Genomic DNA, 15,507 nt, shown 5'->3' on the forward strand with positions numbered 1-15,507 from the left:
CGTGCCCGACCGCTCCGGGCCGAACAGCTAGGCACCGGTCAACCAGGAACCGGCCTCGGCCCGGATGTCGGCGGGCACCTCGTGCCCGTCGGGGAACTCGTGGTAGGTCACGTCGTAGCCCAGCGAGCGCAGCCGGGGCACCAACCGCCGGCTGCACGCCTCGACCGGCAGGACCGGGTCGGCGACGCCGTGCGAGACGTACACCCGCGGCCGGCCGTGCGTGACCAGCGGCGCGGCGAAGCCGGGGGAGAAGGCCACCACCGCGTCGACCAGGTCGCCGTTGGTCAGGCCCAGGGAGAGGGCGTACGAGGCGCCGTCGGAGAACCCGCCGAACGCCACCCGGTCGACGGGGTGGCCGGCGAACACGCTGGTGAGCAGCGTGTCGATGCGGCGGACGTCGACGCCGAAGCCCTCCACGATCAGGTCCCAGCTGCTGGCGGCGGCCTGCGGGGCGACCAGCAGGAGGCGGTGCGTGTCGGCGACCGGGAGCAGCAGGTCGAGGCCCTGCCGGGTCGAGCCGCCGGCCCCGTGCAGCAGCAGGACCAGGCGGTACGGCCGGCCGTCCGCCGGCTCCGGGGCGTACACCATGGCGAGGGGGTCGCCCGCGGCGTCGGTCAACGGAACCAGCCCGGTGGCGGCCCGCACCGACGGTGGACCGGGACGCGCGGTGAGCCGGCCGTGCCGGGGGCTCTCCTCCGGCACCCGGTGCGGCGTCGCGGGTTCGGCCACGGGCTTCCGTCCCTCGTCCTCGGGTGGTGTGGCCGGTTACCCGGCTGGCCGCCGGTAAACCCGGTGGCCGTCGTCCCGCAGGATGGTAAGGGGCGCCACGGCCGATGGTGATGACGGTGCGGGCTGTGAGAGGGTTCCCGGAGAACGCTCCCACAGGAGAGGATCATCGCTCGTGAGTAGCGTCACCGCCCCGGCCGGCCCGACCGTCACCCCCCGCCAGGTGCGGGCCGCCCGCACCGGTGTCGCGGTGGTCTTCGCCCTCAACGGCCTCGCCGTCGCCTCCTGGTTCGCCCGGGTGCCGGCGGTCCGTGAGGGGCTCGACCTGACCGCCGGTCGCCTCGGGCTGCTGCTGCTCGCCATGTCGGCGGGGGCGATCCTGGCGATGCCCACGTCCGGTCTGGTCGCCCAGCGCCTCGGCACCGCCCGGACGGTGGTGCTGGCGACCCTGCTCGTCGCGCTCGGCCTGGCGGTCGCCGGCGTCAGCGCCGGGACGGTCGGCTCGCTGGGCGGCGTGGCGATCGGCCTGTTCGCCCTCGGCTACGGCTCCGGCACCTGCGACGTGGCGATGAACATCGAGGGCGCGGCGGTCGAGCGGCGACTCGCCCGCACGATCATGCCCCGGTTCCACGCCGCGTGGAGCCTCGGCTCGGTGGCCGGGGCCGGGCTCGGCGCCGGAGCCGCCCGGCTCGGCGTTCCCGTGTCCGTCCACCTCGCCCTGACGGCGGTGGTGGTGCTGGCCGGCACGGTGCTCGGGGCCCGGGCCTTCCTGCCGGCCGCCGAGACGGCGCCGGCCGCCGACACCACCTCGCCGGCGACGCGCCGCCGCGCGCTGCTCGCCGCCTGGCGCGAGCCCCGGACCCTGCTCATCGGACTGTTCGTGCTGGTCATGGCGTTCGCCGAGGGCAGCGCCAACGACTGGGTCGCGGTCGCCTTCGTCGACGGGTACGACCTCAGCGAGGCGGCCGGCGCCGCCGTGTTCGGGGTGTTCGTCGTGGGCATGACGCTCGGCCGTACCCTCGGCACCCTCGCCCTCGACCGGTGGGGCCGGGTACGCGTGCTGACCGCGACGATCCTGCTCGCCGTGCTCGGCGCGGGCATCGCGGTGCTCGGCGGCTCCGGGCCGGTGGCCGTCGTGGGCGTGGCGCTCTGGGGGCTCGGCGCGTCGCTCGGCTTCCCGGTGGGGATGAGCGCGGCGGCCGACGAGGAGGACCGCGCCCCCGCCCGGGTGAGCGTGGTCGCCGTGATCGGCTACACCGCCTTCCTCGCCGGCCCGCCGCTGCTGGGCCTGCTCGGCGACCGGGTCGGTACGCTGCGCGCCCTGCTCGTCGTGCCGATCCTGCTGCTGCCGACCCTCGCGCTGGTGCCGGTGACCCGCCGACCCGCCGACTGACGGCCGACGAGCCCGGTCCGGCCGCGGAGACCGACGTCCGTCGCGGTGAGCGCCGGGCCCGGTCGTGCGGCCGGACCCGGCCCGGGCCGGCGTCAGTCGCGCAGCCAGACCCGCAGTGGGCCCGCCGGGCGGAAGCCGACCGATCGCGCGACGGCCAGGTCGTCGCCCGACTCGTAGCCGACCAGTGCGGCGCTGCCCGGCAGGCCCGCCCAGACCTCCTCCGGCGGGACGGCGCGGGCGAAGACGTTGGAGACGCCCACCGCCCGTCCACCGTGGTGCAGGACCGCGCCGCCGGCGACCACGCCCGCGTCGACGCGGGCCAGGACGGTGACCCGCGGGTCACCGAGCAGGGCGGGGCGGAACAGCGGCCCGCCGCCGTGCGCCTCCGCCCACCCGGCCAATCCCCCGGGTGTGGTGACCCGGGTCAGCGGCGAGCCCGGCCGTGCCGCGGGAACCCGCGGAGCGGAGGCGGCGCCGGCCGTCGGCGCGGCGGGCGGGCGGTGGACGGCGGCGGCCGGTCGGTGGATCCAGTGCGCGTCGAACAGGACCCGGAAGCCGAACCGGGCGAGGTCGAGATCGGCGAAGCTGTCCTTGACCGACGCGCCCGGGCCGGCGTCGATGCGGCCGAGCAGCGTCGCGGCGTCGACCCCGGGGCGGAGGGTGACCGCGTCCGGGTACCAGGTCGGCGAGCGGCGCGGCACCGACCAGGCGTCCGCGTCGGTCACCCCGGTCAGGCCGTGGGTGCGGCACACCAGGTCGCACCAGGCGGCGTTGTCCCGTGCCGCGTCCATGGTCGCTTCGCGCATCCGCGCGAGCCTAGCCCAGGCCCTAGCCCAGGGGGCTCACACCGGGCTCGCAGGAGACTGCCAGAAAACCGTGCTGAACTGGAGGTTCGCCGAGGGAGGGAGCCGCACATGGGCTGGTTCAGCCGGCGGTCGCGTACCCGGGGGTCCGAGGGACCGGCGACGAAGCTCGACCGGGAGGCCACCCGCGAGGATCTGGCGGCGCTGGAGGCGTTCGTGGCCAGCCGGACCGGGGTGGAGTTCTACCTGGAACCGGAGACGACCGCGACGAACACGACGGTGGTGGCGATCGCCCACGACGGTGAGTGGATCCGTCGCCGGACCGGGTCGCCCCGGGTGGCGGCGGCCCTCGCGAACCGGCTCGCCCTGCCGTTGTACGAGGCCGCGAAGACCGGGTACCCGGAGCGCATGCGGGCCTGGAACCGGGCCCACCCGGAGCGCCGTGCCCGCTAGGGCCTGTCCTGCCGGCCCCGCCGGCGCTCACCCCGCGACGGCGGCGCGCGCTTCGTCGAGGGTCATCGTCGGGCTGTGGCTGGAGACGTACCAGCCGACGTCGTCGGTGAGCAGGCGGCGGACCAGGGCCAGGTCCGGCCCGTCGTCGGGCGAGCGCAGGTGCAGCGGCGGCGGGTACCAGCTGTCGCCGAGGAGCAGCACGCCCGAGGCCGGGTCGACCACCACGGTCGAGTCGGGGGCGTGGTGGCCGCCGACGTGCCGGACCAGGACGCCGGTGGGCAGGTCCAGCCCGTCGGTGAACGTCCGCGTGGGCGGCCGGACCGCGAAGTCGTCCCAGCAGTCCACGGCGAGCGCCCGGGCCCGGAAGCTCGGCCCGAGCCGCGGGTTGGCGCGGACCTGCTCCCGCAGGTAGCGGGTGCTCCACGGGCGGGCCGCCTCGGCGCGCAGCAGGTCGGCGCCGGTGACGTGGCCGACGATCTCCACGCCGGGCCAGGCGCAGGCGCCCCACACGTGGTCCCAGTGGTGGTGGGTGTAGACCAGCCAGCGTGGCTCCGGGAGCCCGGCGGCCCGCAGCGCCACCTGGATCTCGGCGGCGTGCGCCGGGCTCTGGCCCGCGTCGACCAGCACGCTGCCGCGCTCGTCCGCGACCAGTGCGACGGAGGGCCGGACCCAGGCCGGATCCGGGTCGAAAGGGGTCGCCCACACCCGACCGGCGACGTGATGGAACTCGATGGCGGGGCTCGCCGCCCCGTCGGTGTCCGCCATCACACCGATCCTAGCTGGACCGTCGGGCACGTGTGGGCCGCGTTGACCGGCCGTCGGAGGTGTGGCAGCATTCGCGGCCGGACGGCAGTGAAGGAAGCCGGTGCGATTCCGGCGCGGTCCCGCCACTGTCACCGGGGAGCGATCCCCCCTCGCGAGTCACGGCCGCGCGTGCGCGGTTGGAAGGCCGGGGGTGAGCGTCGATCCGGGAGCCAGGATACTTCGGCCGTCGGTGCACCCCAGGGCGTGGACACCCGAGGAGGACCCGATGACGCGCAGCGTCCCCGCCATCGACGACGATCGTCGTATCCGTTCCGCGCGTGCCGACGCGCCCGCCGCCGCCCCGCCCGGACGCCCAGCCGCTCCGCACGCGTCGCCCCGACCGGCCCGGCCGGTCGCTTCGCCCTGACCGGCCGGGCCGGTCGGCGCCGACCACGCGCCTGACGAGCCCGCTCGCCGCCGGCCCCGGCGCACCGTCGCGCCGCGCGCCGGCCCACCGCATCCGCTGACCGAGCAGCCATCCCTCGCCCCCAGCCCGACCGGCCTCACCCCGGGGGGCGGGCGTCACTCTCCGGAGCCCCCTCGTGCCCATCCTGCTGCTGTCCACCGCCGACACCGACCTGCTCGCCGCCCGCGCGAGCGGCGCCGACTACCGCCTGGCCAACCCGGCCCGGGTCGCGGCCGACGCCGTACCGGCGCTGGTCGACGGCGCCGACCTGGCCGTCGTACGCCTGCTCGGCGGCCGGGCGGCGTGGCCGGACGGCCTGGCCGCGGTGCTCGCCTCCGGCGTGCCGACGGTCGTGCTGGGCGGCGAGAGCGTGCCGGACGCGGACCTGATGGCGGTCTCCACGGTGCCGTCCGGAGTGGCCACCGAGGCCCTGTCCTACCTGGTGGAAGGCGGTCCGGAGAACCTGGCGCAGCTGGCCCGGTTCCTGTCCGACACGGTGCTGCTCACCGGCGAGGGCTTCGCCCCGCCCGCGCCCACACCGGCGTACGGGATCCACGGCGACCGGCCGGCCCACCCGGACCGGCCGACCATCGGGATCGTCTTCTACCGGGCGCACGCCCTGGCCGGCAACACCGCGTTCGTCGACACCCTCGCCGACGCCGTCGAGGCGGCCGGCGGCAACGCCCTGCCGATCTTCTGCGGCTCGCTGCGCGGGCTGACCGCCGGCGCCGGACCGCTGGGACTGTTCGCCCGCTGCGACGCGCTGCTGGTCACGGTCCTCGCCGCCGGTGGCGCGGTCGCCGCCGACGCCTCCGGCGGCGGCGACGAGGACGCCTGGGACGTGGGCGCGCTCGCCGCCCTCGACGTACCGGTGATCCAGGCGCTCTGCCTCACCAGCACCCGCGCGCAGTGGGCCGGCAGCGACGCCGGACTGTCCCCGCTGGACGCGGCCATGCAGGTGGCCATCCCCGAGTTCGACGGGCGGATCGTCACCGTGCCGTTCTCGTTCAAACGGATCGACGCCGACGGGCTGTCGGTGTACGAGCCGGACCCGGAGCGGGCCGCCCGGGTCGCCGGCATCGCCGTGCGGCACGCCCGGCTGCGGCACGTGCCGAACGCCGACAAGCGGCTCGCGGTGGTGCTCAGCTCGTACCCGACGAAGCACTCGCGGGTCGGCAACGCCGTCGGCCTGGACACCCCGGCCAGCGCGGTGCGGTTGCTCACCGCCCTCGCCGACGCCGGATACCACCTGGGCGACGCGCCGGTCCCCGACGACGGGGACACGCTCATCCACGCCCTCATCGCCGCGGGCGGCCACGACGTGGAGTGGCTCACCCCGGAGCAGCTCGCCGCCGCGTCGGCGCGGGTGCCGGGGGAGACGTACCGGCGCTGGTTCGCGGAGGTGCCGGCGGAGCTGCGGGAGGCGATGCGGGAGCACTGGGGTGAGCCGCCCGGTGAGCTGTACACCGACGGCGGCGACATCGTGCTCGCCGGGCTGCGCTTCGGCAACGTGGCGCTGCTGATCCAGCCGCCCCGCGGCTTCGGCGAGAACCCGGTCGCCATCTACCACGACCCGGACCTGCCGCCGAGCCACCACTACCTGGCCGCGTACCGCTGGCTGTCGGCGCCGGTCGCGGACGGCGGCTTCGGCGCCGACGCCGTGGTGCACCTGGGCAAGCACGGCACCCTGGAATGGCTGCCCGGCAAGGGCCTCGGGCTGGCCGCCGACTGCGCCCCGGACGCCGTGCTCGGCGACCTGCCCCTGGTCTACCCGTTCATCGTCAACGACCCCGGGGAGGGTACGCAGGCCAAGCGCCGCGCCCACGCCGTCGTCGTCGACCACCTGGTGCCGCCGATGGCCCGCGCCGAGACGTACGGGGACCTCGCGAAGCTGGAACAGCTCCTCGACGAGTACGCGACCGTGCAGGCCCTCGACCCGGCCAAGGTGCCGGTGGTGCAGGGGCAGATCTGGGACCTGGTGCGGGCCGCCGAGCTGCACCACGACCTGCACCAGGCCGACATGCCGGCCGCCGACGACTTCGACGACTTCGTGCTGCACCTCGACGGGTACCTGTGCGAGGTCAAGGACGTGCAGATCCGCGACGGCCTGCACGTGCTGGCCGCCGCGCCGACCGGCGAGGCGCGGGTCAACCTGGTGCTCGCCGTGCTGCGCGCCCCGCAGGTCTGGGGCGGCGCCCGCGCCCTGCCCGGCCTGCGCCAGGCGCTCGCCGCCGGTTACGGCCTGGACGAGCAGGCGCTGCTCGCGTCGCCGGGCGAGCGGGTGGCGCTGCCCGCGGCGCTCACCGAGGCGGTCGACGGGCCGGCCGTCACCGCCGCCGACGCCGTCGACCTCGTCGAAGGCCTGGCCCGCCGGCTCGTGGTCGGCATGGAGACGCTCGGCTGGGACGCCGGCAAGGCCGATGCCGTCGTCGAGGAGGTCACCGGCCGGCCGGTCCCGGACGCCGCCGCCGTGCTGCGTTTCGCCGCCACCGAACTGGTGCCCCGGCTGGACCGCACCACCGACGAGATCGACCGGGTGCTGGGCGCGCTCGGAGGTGGCTTCGTACCGCCCGGCCCGTCCGGCTCGCCCACCCGCGGCCTGGTCAACGTGCTGCCCACCGGGCGCAACTTCTACTCCGTCGACCCGAAGGCCATCCCAAGCCGCAACGCCTGGGACGTGGGTGTGGCCCTGGCCGACTCGCTGCTCGCCCGGCACCTCGCCGACACCGGCGCGTACCCGCGGTCGGTCGGCCTCACCGTGTGGGGCACCAGCGCGATGCGCACGCAGGGCGACGACATCGCCGAGGTGCTGGCGCTGCTCGGCTGCCGGCCGCTGTGGGACGACCGGTCCCGCCGGGTCACCGGCGTCGAGGTGGTGCCCCTCGCCGAGCTGGGCCGGCCCCGCGTCGACGTCACCGTCCGCATCTCCGGCTTCTTCCGCGACGCGTTCCCGCACGTCGTGGCGCTCATCGACGACGCGGTCCGGCAGGTCGCGGCGCTGGCGGAGCCCGCCGCCGACAACTTCGTCAAGGCCCACGTGGACGCCGACGTCGCCGAGCACGGCGACGAGCGCCGGGCCACCGCGCGCATCTTCGGGTCGAAGCCGGGGGCGTACGGGGCCGGGCTGCTGCCGCTCATCGACGCCCGGAACTGGCGCAGCGACGCCGACCTTGCCGAGGTGTACGCCGTCTGGGGCGGCTACGCGTACGGGCGCGGACTCGACGGGCGGGAGGCGCGCGCCGACATGGAACGCTCCTTCGCCCGCATCACCGTCGCCGTGAAGAACCAGGACACCCGCGAGCACGACATCGTCGACTCCGACGACTACTTCCAGTACCACGGCGGGATGGTGGCGATGGTCCGCCACCTCACCGGCGCCGCTCCGGCCGCGTACGTCGGGGACTCGGCGATGCCGCACGACGTCCGTACCCGCACGCTCGGCGAGGAGACCCGGCGGGTGTTCCGCGCCCGGGTGGTCAACCCGCGCTGGATCGCCGCGATGCGCCGCCACGGCTACAAGGGCGCGTTCGAGCTGGCGGCCACCGTGGACTACCTGTTCGGCTACGACGCCACCGCCGGCGTCGTGGACGACTGGATGTACGAGCGCCTCGCCGAGGCGTACCTGTTCGACGACGAGACCCGCGCGTTCCTGGAGACGTCGAACCCGTGGGCGCTGCGCGGCATCACCGAGCGGCTGCTGGAGGCCGCCGACCGGGGCCTGTGGGCCGAGCCCGATCCGGGCACCCTGGACCGGCTCCGCGAGACGTACCTGGCCAGCGAGGGCGACCTGGAGGACCAGCGGTGAGCGCGAGGAGTGAGCCGGGCCTGCGAGCCCCGCAGTCGCGAACGGAGGGCGGCGCGGTGACCACCTATCCGTTCTCCGCGGTCCTCGGCATGGACGACATGCGGCTCGCCCTGCTGCTCAACGCGGTCAGCCCGGCCATCGGCGGGGTGCTCGTCCGGGGTGAGAAGGGCACCGCCAAGTCCACCGCCGTGCGCGCCCTGGCCGCGCTGCTGCCCCCGGTCGACCGGGTGGTGGGCTGCCGCTTCGCCTGCGACCCGGCCGCGCCCGACCCCGGCTGCCCGGACGGGCCGCACCCCGCCGAGCCGGTCGCCGAGCACCGCCCGGCCGCGCTGGTCGAGTTGCCGGTCGGGGCCGCCGAGGACCGGGTCGTCGGGTCGCTCGACCTGGAGAAGGCGCTCGCCGAGGGGGTACGCGCGTACGAGCCGGGCCTGCTCGCCGCCGCCCACCGGGGTGTGCTCTACGTCGACGAGGTCAACCTGCTCCACGACCATCTGGTCGACCTGCTGCTGGACGCGGCCGCGATGGGCCGTTGCCACGTCGAGCGGGAGGGCGTCTCGGTCAGCCACGCCGCCCGTTTCCTCCTCGTCGGGACGATGAACCCGGAGGAGGGGGAGCTGCGACCCCAGCTGCTGGACCGGTTCGGGCTCACCGTGGAGGTGGCCGCCAGCCGTGACCCGGCCGTCCGGGTGGAGGTGGTCCGCCGCCGGCTCGCCGCGGACGCCGACCCCGCCGGCTTCGCCGCCCGCTGGGCCGACGCGGACGCCGCGGTCGCCCGCCGGGTGGCCGACGCCCGTGCCCGGCTCGACCGGGTGGTGCTGAGCGACGCGGCGCTGCGCCAGATCGCCGAGGTGTGTGCCGCGTTCGACGTGGACGGCATGCGCGCCGACATCGTCACCGCCCGCACCGCCGTCGCCCACGCCGCCTGGCAGGGCCGGGAGCGGGTGGCTGCGGAGGACGTCCGGGTCGCCGCCCGGCTCGCCCTGCCGCACCGGCGGCGCCGCGACCCGTTCGACACGCCGGGTCTGGACGAGAAGCGCCTCGACGAGGCGCTGCAACGGGCCCGGGACGAGCACCCCGACGACCCGGACGACGGCGCGGGCCGGGGTGCCGGCGGTTCCGGGCCGGACGGCGGCCCGGGTGGCGGGCCCGGGGGTGACTCCCGCCCCGGTGGTGGTGGGTCCGACGGGTGGTCCGCGGACGCTGGGTCGGGTGGCCGGCCCGCCGGCGACACCCCGGACGGTCATGACCGCGGCGACGGCGCATCCGCGCACGGCGACGGCCGCGGGCACGGCGCGACGGCCGACCGGTCACCGGTCGACCGCGACGGGTGGTGGGAACCGCCGCGCTCCCGCGCCGACCGGTCCGGTGGACCGGCGGAAGGCGCGCCGCCGGACCTCGGCGACCCGGCCGACGGCGGACCCGCCGACCGTGCGACAGCCGACGGCGACGGGGGTGGACGCCGGTCGGGACGGGAACGCGAGTCGGGGTCGTCCGACCGGATGCGTCCCGACCGGACGGCCGGTGCGGTGGCCGTACCCCGGAGTGGGTTGCGGGCCCGACTGTTCACCGCGCCCGGCATCGGGGAGGGCGTGCCCGGGCGGCGGTCGCGGGCCCGGACCGGGCGGGGCCGGACGACCGGCGCGCGCGTGCCGGCCGGGCGGCCCGGCGCCCTGCACCTGCCGGCGACGGTGCGGGCCGCCGCCCCGCACCAGGCCACGCGGGGGCGGCAGCACGGTCCGCTGCGGTTGCGCCCGGCCGACGTCCGGGAGGCGGTCCGCGAGGGGCGCGAGGGCAACCTGGTGTTGTTCGTCGTGGACGCCAGCGGGTCGATGGGCGCGCGGCAGCGGATGAGCGCGGTCAAGGGCGCGGTGCTCGCCCTGCTCACCGACGCGTACCAGCGCCGCGACAAGGTCGCGGTGGTCGCCTTCCGGGGCGCCGGCGCGCGGACCCTGCTGCCGGCCACCTCGTCGGTGCTCGCGGCGTCGGCGCGGCTGGCCGAGCTGCCCACCGGTGGCCGTACGCCCCTCGCCGAGGGCCTGCTCGCCGCCGCCGACCTGCTGCGCCGGGAACGTCTGCGTGACCCGAAGCGGCGCCCCCTGGTGCTGGTCGTCACCGACGGCCGCGCCACCGCCGGCCCGGACCCGCTGGCCAGGTCGGACCTGGCCGCGGCGGTGCTGCGCTCGACCGGCGCCCCCTGCGTCGTCGTCGACTGCGAGTCCGGCCCGGTGCGCCTGAACCTGGCCCGCCGTCTCGCCACGCAGCTGAACGCCGACCACCACCCCCTGGACCGGGTGACCACCGCACCCCTCGTCCGGCTCACCGCCGATCCGGATCCTGGCAGCAAACGGCACCTGCGGGGGCTGGAATCCGCCAAGATCTCCGCCGTCACCGACAGGAGCGCCGTCTGATGCCACAGGGGAAGCCGTCGCACGTGCCCGCGGACGGGTTGACCACCCGGCAGCGGCGGAACCGGCCGCTGGTGATCGTCCATACCGGGCAGATGAAGGGCAAGTCCACCGCCGCGTTCGGGTTGGCGCTGCGGGCGTGGACGGCCGGGCTGCCGATCGGGGTGTTCCAGTTCGTCAAGAGCGCCAAGTGGCGGGTGGGCGAGGAGAACGCCTTCCGCGCGCTCGGCGAGGTGCACGAGCGCACCGGCCAGGGCGCCCCCGTCACCTGGCACAAGATGGGCGAGGGCTGGTCGTGGATCCAGCGCGGCGGCGAGGCCGACCACGCCGCCGACGCCCGCGAGGGGTGGCGGCAGATCCAGCGCGACCTGGCCGCCGAGCGGTACGGCCTGTACGTCCTCGACGAGTTCACCTACCCCATGAAGTGGGGCTGGGTGGACGTGGCCGAGGTGGTCGACACCCTCGCCGACCGCCCCGGCTTCCAGCACGTCGTCATCACCGGCCGCGACGCCGACCCGCGCCTGATGGCCGCCGCCGACCTGGTGGCCGAGCTGACCAAGGTCAAGCACCCGATGGACGCCGGCCAGAAGGGCCAGAAGGGCATCGAGTGGTGAACCCGCAACCGTGGGCGCTGCCCCGGGTCGTCGTCGCCGCGCCGGCCAGCGGGCACGGCAAGACCACGGTCGCCACCGGGCTGCTCGCGGCGCTGCGCCGCCGGGGCCGCACCGTCAGCCCGCACAAGGTGGGCCCCGACTACATCGACCCCGGCTACCATGCACTCGCCGCCGGCCGGCCCGGCCGCAACCTCGACCCCTGGCTGGTCGGCGAGGAGCGGATCGCCCCGCTGCTGCGGCACGGCGCGTGCACCCCCACCCCCGCCGACGTCGCCGTGGTCGAGGGCGTGATGGGCCTGCACGACGGCGCGGTCGGCCGCCGGGGGTACGCCTCCACCGCCCACGTCGCCCGCCTCCTCGACGCGCCGGTGCTGCTGGTGCTGGACACCACCGCCCAGGGGCGCAGCGCCGCCGCGCTGGTGCTCGGCATGCGCGCGTTCGACCCGGCGGTGCGGATCGGCGGGGTGATCCTCAACCGGGTCGGCTCGCCCCGCCACGAGACCCTGCTGCGCGACGCCCTGGCCGAGGTCGGCGTACCGGTGCTGGGGGCGGTGACCCGCGCCGCCGAGGTCACCGCCCCGTCGCGCCACCTGGGGCTGGTGCCGGTCGCCGAGCGGGCCCCCGAGTCGCTCGCCGTGGTCGACGCGCTGGCCGCGCTGGTCGAGTCCACCGTGGACCTTGACGCCGTCCTCGACCTGGCCGGCAGCGCCCCGCCGCTGACCGTGCCGGCGTGGGACCCGGCCGCCGCCGTCGGCGGCCCCGCCGGAGCGGAGCGTCCGGTGGTCGCGGTCGCCGGCGGTCCGGCCTTCACCTTCGCGTACGCGGAGACGACCGAACTGCTCGCCGCCGCCGGCGCGGCCGTCGTCCCGTTCGACCCGCTGCGCGACCCGGCGCTGCCGGCCGGCACCCGCGCGGTGGTGATCGGCGGCGGCTTTCCCGAGGTGCACGTCGACGCCCTCGCCGCGAACACCGGGCTGCGCGCCGACCTCGCCGCGTTCGACGGGCCCGTGGTGGCCGAGTGCGCCGGGCTGCTCTACCTGGGGCGGGAGCTGGACGGGGTGCCCATGTGCGGCCGGCTCGACCTGACCGCCCGGATGACCGGGCGGCTCACCCTCGGCTACCGGGACGCCGTCGCCGCCACCGACTCGCCCGTGCACGCCGCCGGCGACCCGGTACGCGGCCACGAGTTCCACCGCACCGCCACCGACCCCGGCCACGGCGACCGGCCGGCGTGGCGCTGGGCCGGCGGCGCCCACGGCTTCGTCGCCGGCCGGGTGCACGCCTCCTACCTGCACACCCACTGGGCGGGTCACCCCGGCGCGGCCCGGCGGCTGGTGGAGGCGGCCCGGTGACCGCCACGCTGACCGGGGTCGGGGTGGGACCCGGCGACCCGGACCTGCTCACCCTGCGCGCCGTACGCGTCCTGCGCGCGGCCGAGCTGGTGTTCGTACCCGTGCTGGACCGGCTCGACGCCGACGGCGCCGCCGCCCCCGGACGGGCCGAGACCACCGTCGCGCCGCACGTCCCGCCGGACCGGCTGCGCCGGCTGCCGTTCGCCCTCGACGACCGGGGCGGCGTGACCGCCCGCCGGGAGCGGGCGTGGGACGCCGCCGCCCGGGCGGTGGTGGCCGCCGTCGACGGCGGCGCCCGGGCCCTCGCCTTCGCCACCATCGGCGACCCCAACGTGTACTCGACGTTCAGCTACCTGGCGCAGACCGTGCGGGAGCTGCGGCCGGAGGTCAGCGTGGAGACCGTCCCCGGCATCACCGCCATGCAGGAGCTCGCCGCCCGCAGCGGCGTCCCGCTGTGCGAGGGGCGGGAGCCGCTCACGCTGCTGCCGGCCACGGCGGGCCTGGCGTTCTTCGCCGACGCCGTCGCCGGCCCCGGCACGGTCGTCGCCTACAAGGGCTGGCGCCGCCACCCCGAGCTGCTCGCCGAGCTGCGCCGGCAGGGCCGGCTCGCCGACGCCGTGCTCGGCCGCGGGCTCGGCCTGCCCGGCGAACAGGTCGGGCCGGCCGCCGAGGCCGACGGCGACGTGCCGTACCTGTCGACGCTGCTGGTCCCGGCCCGCCGGGACCGGCGGGGAGGGAAGCTGTGACCACCACCGGCACCGTCTGGTTCGTCGGCGCCGGGCCCGGCGCGGCGGACCTGCTGACCCTGCGCGCCGCCCGGGTGATCGCCACCGCCGACGTGGTGGTGTGGGCGGCCAGCCTGGTGCACGCCGACGTGCTCGCTCACGCCCGGCCGGACGCCGAGATCGTCGACTCCTCGCAGCTGCCGATCGAGGGGGTGCTGCCGCTCTACGAGCGGGCCGCGGCCGAGGGACTCACCGTGGCCCGGATCCACTCCGGCGACCCGGCCCTGTGGGGCGCGATGCAGGAACAGCTCGACCTGTGCCGGGCGCTCGGCCTGGCGGTAGAGGTCGTCCCCGGCGTCTCCTCGTTCACCGCCGTCGCCGCGCTCGTCGGCCGGGAGCTGACCATCCCCGAGGTGGCCCAGTCGGTGATCCTCACCCGCCTCGAGGGCGGCAAGACGCCGATGCCGGCGGGCGAGCGGGTACGCGAGTTCGCCCGGCACGGAACCACGATGGCGCTGTTCCTCTCCGCCGCCCGCTCCGGGCAGGTGCAGGCCGAACTGCTCGCCGGCGGGTATCCGGCCGACACCCCGGCGGTCGTCGCGTACCAGGCCACCTGGCCCGACGAGCTGGTGGTGCGGTGCACCGTCGGCACCCTGGAGGCCACGGTCAAGGAGCACCGGCTGTGGAAGCACACCCTCTTCCTGGTCGGGCCGGCGCTGGACGCTGCCGGTACCCGCTCCCACCTGTACCACCCCGGGCACTTCCACACGTACCGCCGCGCCGAGCCGGCCGCCCGGGCCGCGCTGCGCCGGGCCCGCACCGACCGCGCCGCGCCGCCGGCCGCCGAGGCCTGATGACGTACGACCTGCCGCCGCTGCGCGAGCCGGACCTGCCGCGTACCGCGAAGGTCCGGCCCACCGCGCTGCGTACCGGCTGGACCACCGGCGCCTGCGCGACGGCGGCCACGAAGGCCGCGCTGACCGCGCTGGTCACCGGCGTCCCGCAGGGTGAGGTGGAGATCGGCCTGCCCGCCGGCCGCCGGGTGCGTTTCCCGGTGACCCGCTGCGACCTCTCGCCGGCCACCGGCACGCCGGGCGGGGCGGCGCGGGCCGAGGCGGTGGTGGTCAAGGACGCCGGCGACGACCCGGACGTCACCCACGGCGCGGAACTGACCGCCACGGTCGCCTGGCGGGAGGTCCCCGGGCTCGTCCTGGAGGGCGGGCCGGGGGTGGGCACGGTGACGAAACCCGGGCTCGGGCTGCCGGTCGGCGGGCCGGCGATCAACGACACCCCGCGCCGGATGATCGGCGAGGCCGTCGGCGAGGTCGTCGACCTGGCGACCGTCGGCGTCCGCGTGGTCATCAGCGTCCCGCGCGGCGAGATCATGGCGCGCAGGACCACCAACCGCCGGCTCGGGATCCTGGGCGGCATCTCCATCCTCGGTACGACCGGGATCGTCCGTCCCTTCTCCACCGCCTCCTGGCGGGCGAGTGTCGTGCAGGCGGTGCACGTGATGGCGGCCCAGGGCGAGCGGACCGTGGTGCTCTGCACCGGCGGGCGGACCGAGCGGGCCGCCCGGGCGCTGCTGCCCGACCTGCCCGAGGTGTGTTTCGTGGAGGTCGGCGACTTCACCGGCGCGGCGGTCACCGCGGCGGTCGCCGACGGCCTGACCGGGGTGGTCTTCGTCGGGATGGCCGGGAAGCTGGCCAAGCTCGCCGCCGGTGTGCTGATGACCCACTACACGCGCTCCAAGGTGGACCTGTCGCTGCTCGGCGCGGTCACCGCCGACGCCGGTGGGGACGCCGACCTGGTCGCCGCCGTCACCGCCGCCAACACCGGGCGGCACGCGTACGAGCTGTGGGAGGACGCCGGCCTGCTCGGCGCCGCCGGTGACCTGCTCTGCCGCCGCGTCCGGGCGGTGCTGCGGCGGTTCGCGGAGGACGCGCTCGACGTCGACGTGGCCCTGGTGGACTTCACCGGCTCCCGGGTCGTCGCCTCGTCCGGGCGGTGGGCCGGGTGAC

Annotated in this window: 11 protein-coding genes, 1 pseudogene and 1 riboswitch; of the genes and pseudogenes, 9 read left to right on the forward strand and 3 right to left on the reverse strand. The window is 76.8% G+C overall.

Annotation, left to right across the window (positions count from 1 at the left end; genetic code table 11):
• Positions 1-27: 27 nt before the first annotated feature.
• Positions 28-729, reverse strand: coding sequence for an alpha/beta hydrolase (locus ACN26Y_RS20530; protein ID WP_422733305.1), 702 nt, complete (start codon positions 727-729; stop codon positions 28-30).
• A gap of 172 nt (positions 730-901) precedes the next feature.
• Between ACN26Y_RS20530 and ACN26Y_RS20535 the strand changes: the two genes are divergently transcribed.
• Positions 902-2,119 (forward strand): MFS transporter, encoded by a 1,218-nt coding sequence (locus ACN26Y_RS20535; RefSeq protein ID WP_155331859.1) that lies wholly within the window; start codon positions 902-904, stop codon positions 2,117-2,119.
• 92 nt (positions 2,120-2,211) lie between these two features.
• On the opposite strand, the gene ACN26Y_RS20540 is transcribed toward ACN26Y_RS20535, so the two are convergent.
• Positions 2,212-2,925, reverse strand: coding sequence for a hypothetical protein (locus tag ACN26Y_RS20540; RefSeq protein WP_422733306.1), 714 nt, complete (start codon positions 2,923-2,925; stop codon positions 2,212-2,214).
• Positions 2,926-3,033: 108 nt separating this feature from the next.
• On the opposite strand from ACN26Y_RS20540, the gene ACN26Y_RS20545 reads away from it, so the two are divergent.
• Positions 3,034-3,375: a hypothetical protein gene (locus ACN26Y_RS20545; protein WP_155331861.1), complete on the forward strand. Its 342-nt coding sequence runs from the start codon at positions 3,034-3,036 to the stop codon at positions 3,373-3,375.
• A 27-nt stretch (positions 3,376-3,402) separates the two neighbouring features.
• Here ACN26Y_RS20545 and ACN26Y_RS20550 read toward each other — a convergent pair whose 3' ends face one another.
• A complete protein-coding gene (locus ACN26Y_RS20550) occupies positions 3,403-4,140 on the reverse strand; it encodes an MBL fold metallo-hydrolase (RefSeq protein ID WP_422733307.1) in 738 nt (245 codons plus the stop codon).
• 90 nt (positions 4,141-4,230) lie between these two features.
• A riboswitch (cobalamin riboswitch) is annotated at positions 4,231-4,360 on the forward strand.
• A gap of 355 nt (positions 4,361-4,715) precedes the next feature.
• On the opposite strand from ACN26Y_RS20550, the pseudogene cobN reads away from it, so the two are divergent.
• The 7 genes and pseudogenes from cobN to ACN26Y_RS20585 all read left to right on the forward strand — a co-directional run.
• Positions 4,716-8,390: pseudogene (gene cobN / locus ACN26Y_RS20555) on the forward strand (cobaltochelatase subunit CobN); the annotation flags it as partial.
• Positions 8,387-10,798, forward strand: coding sequence for a VWA domain-containing protein (locus ACN26Y_RS20560; protein WP_422733308.1), 2,412 nt, complete (start codon positions 8,387-8,389; stop codon positions 10,796-10,798). The pseudogene cobN and the gene ACN26Y_RS20560, both read left to right, overlap by 4 nt.
• Positions 10,798-11,409, forward strand: coding sequence for a cob(I)yrinic acid a,c-diamide adenosyltransferase (gene cobO / locus ACN26Y_RS20565; protein WP_422733309.1), 612 nt, complete (start codon positions 10,798-10,800; stop codon positions 11,407-11,409). The genes ACN26Y_RS20560 and cobO overlap by 1 nt, the downstream gene beginning before the upstream one ends.
• Entirely contained in the window at positions 11,403-12,761 is a 1,359-nt protein-coding gene (locus tag ACN26Y_RS20570) for a cobyrinate a,c-diamide synthase (protein ID WP_422733310.1), read from the forward strand. The genes cobO and ACN26Y_RS20570 overlap by 7 nt, the downstream gene beginning before the upstream one ends.
• Positions 12,758-13,507, forward strand: coding sequence for a precorrin-2 C(20)-methyltransferase (cobI, locus tag ACN26Y_RS20575; RefSeq protein ID WP_155331866.1), 750 nt, complete (start codon positions 12,758-12,760; stop codon positions 13,505-13,507). The genes ACN26Y_RS20570 and cobI overlap by 4 nt, the downstream gene beginning before the upstream one ends.
• Complete coding sequence (gene cobM / locus ACN26Y_RS20580) at positions 13,504-14,340, forward strand: precorrin-4 C(11)-methyltransferase (RefSeq protein ID WP_155331867.1); 837 nt, start codon at positions 13,504-13,506, stop codon at positions 14,338-14,340. The genes cobI and cobM overlap by 4 nt, the downstream gene beginning before the upstream one ends.
• Positions 14,340-15,506, forward strand: coding sequence for a cobalt-precorrin-5B (C(1))-methyltransferase (locus ACN26Y_RS20585; RefSeq protein WP_422733311.1), 1,167 nt, complete (start codon positions 14,340-14,342; stop codon positions 15,504-15,506). The genes cobM and ACN26Y_RS20585 overlap by 1 nt, the downstream gene beginning before the upstream one ends.
• Position 15,507: the final 1 nt, after the last annotated feature.

Origin of the sequence: Micromonospora sp. WMMD558, assembly GCF_049315255.1 — a bacterium.
GTDB lineage: Bacteria > Actinomycetota > Actinomycetes > Mycobacteriales > Micromonosporaceae > Micromonospora.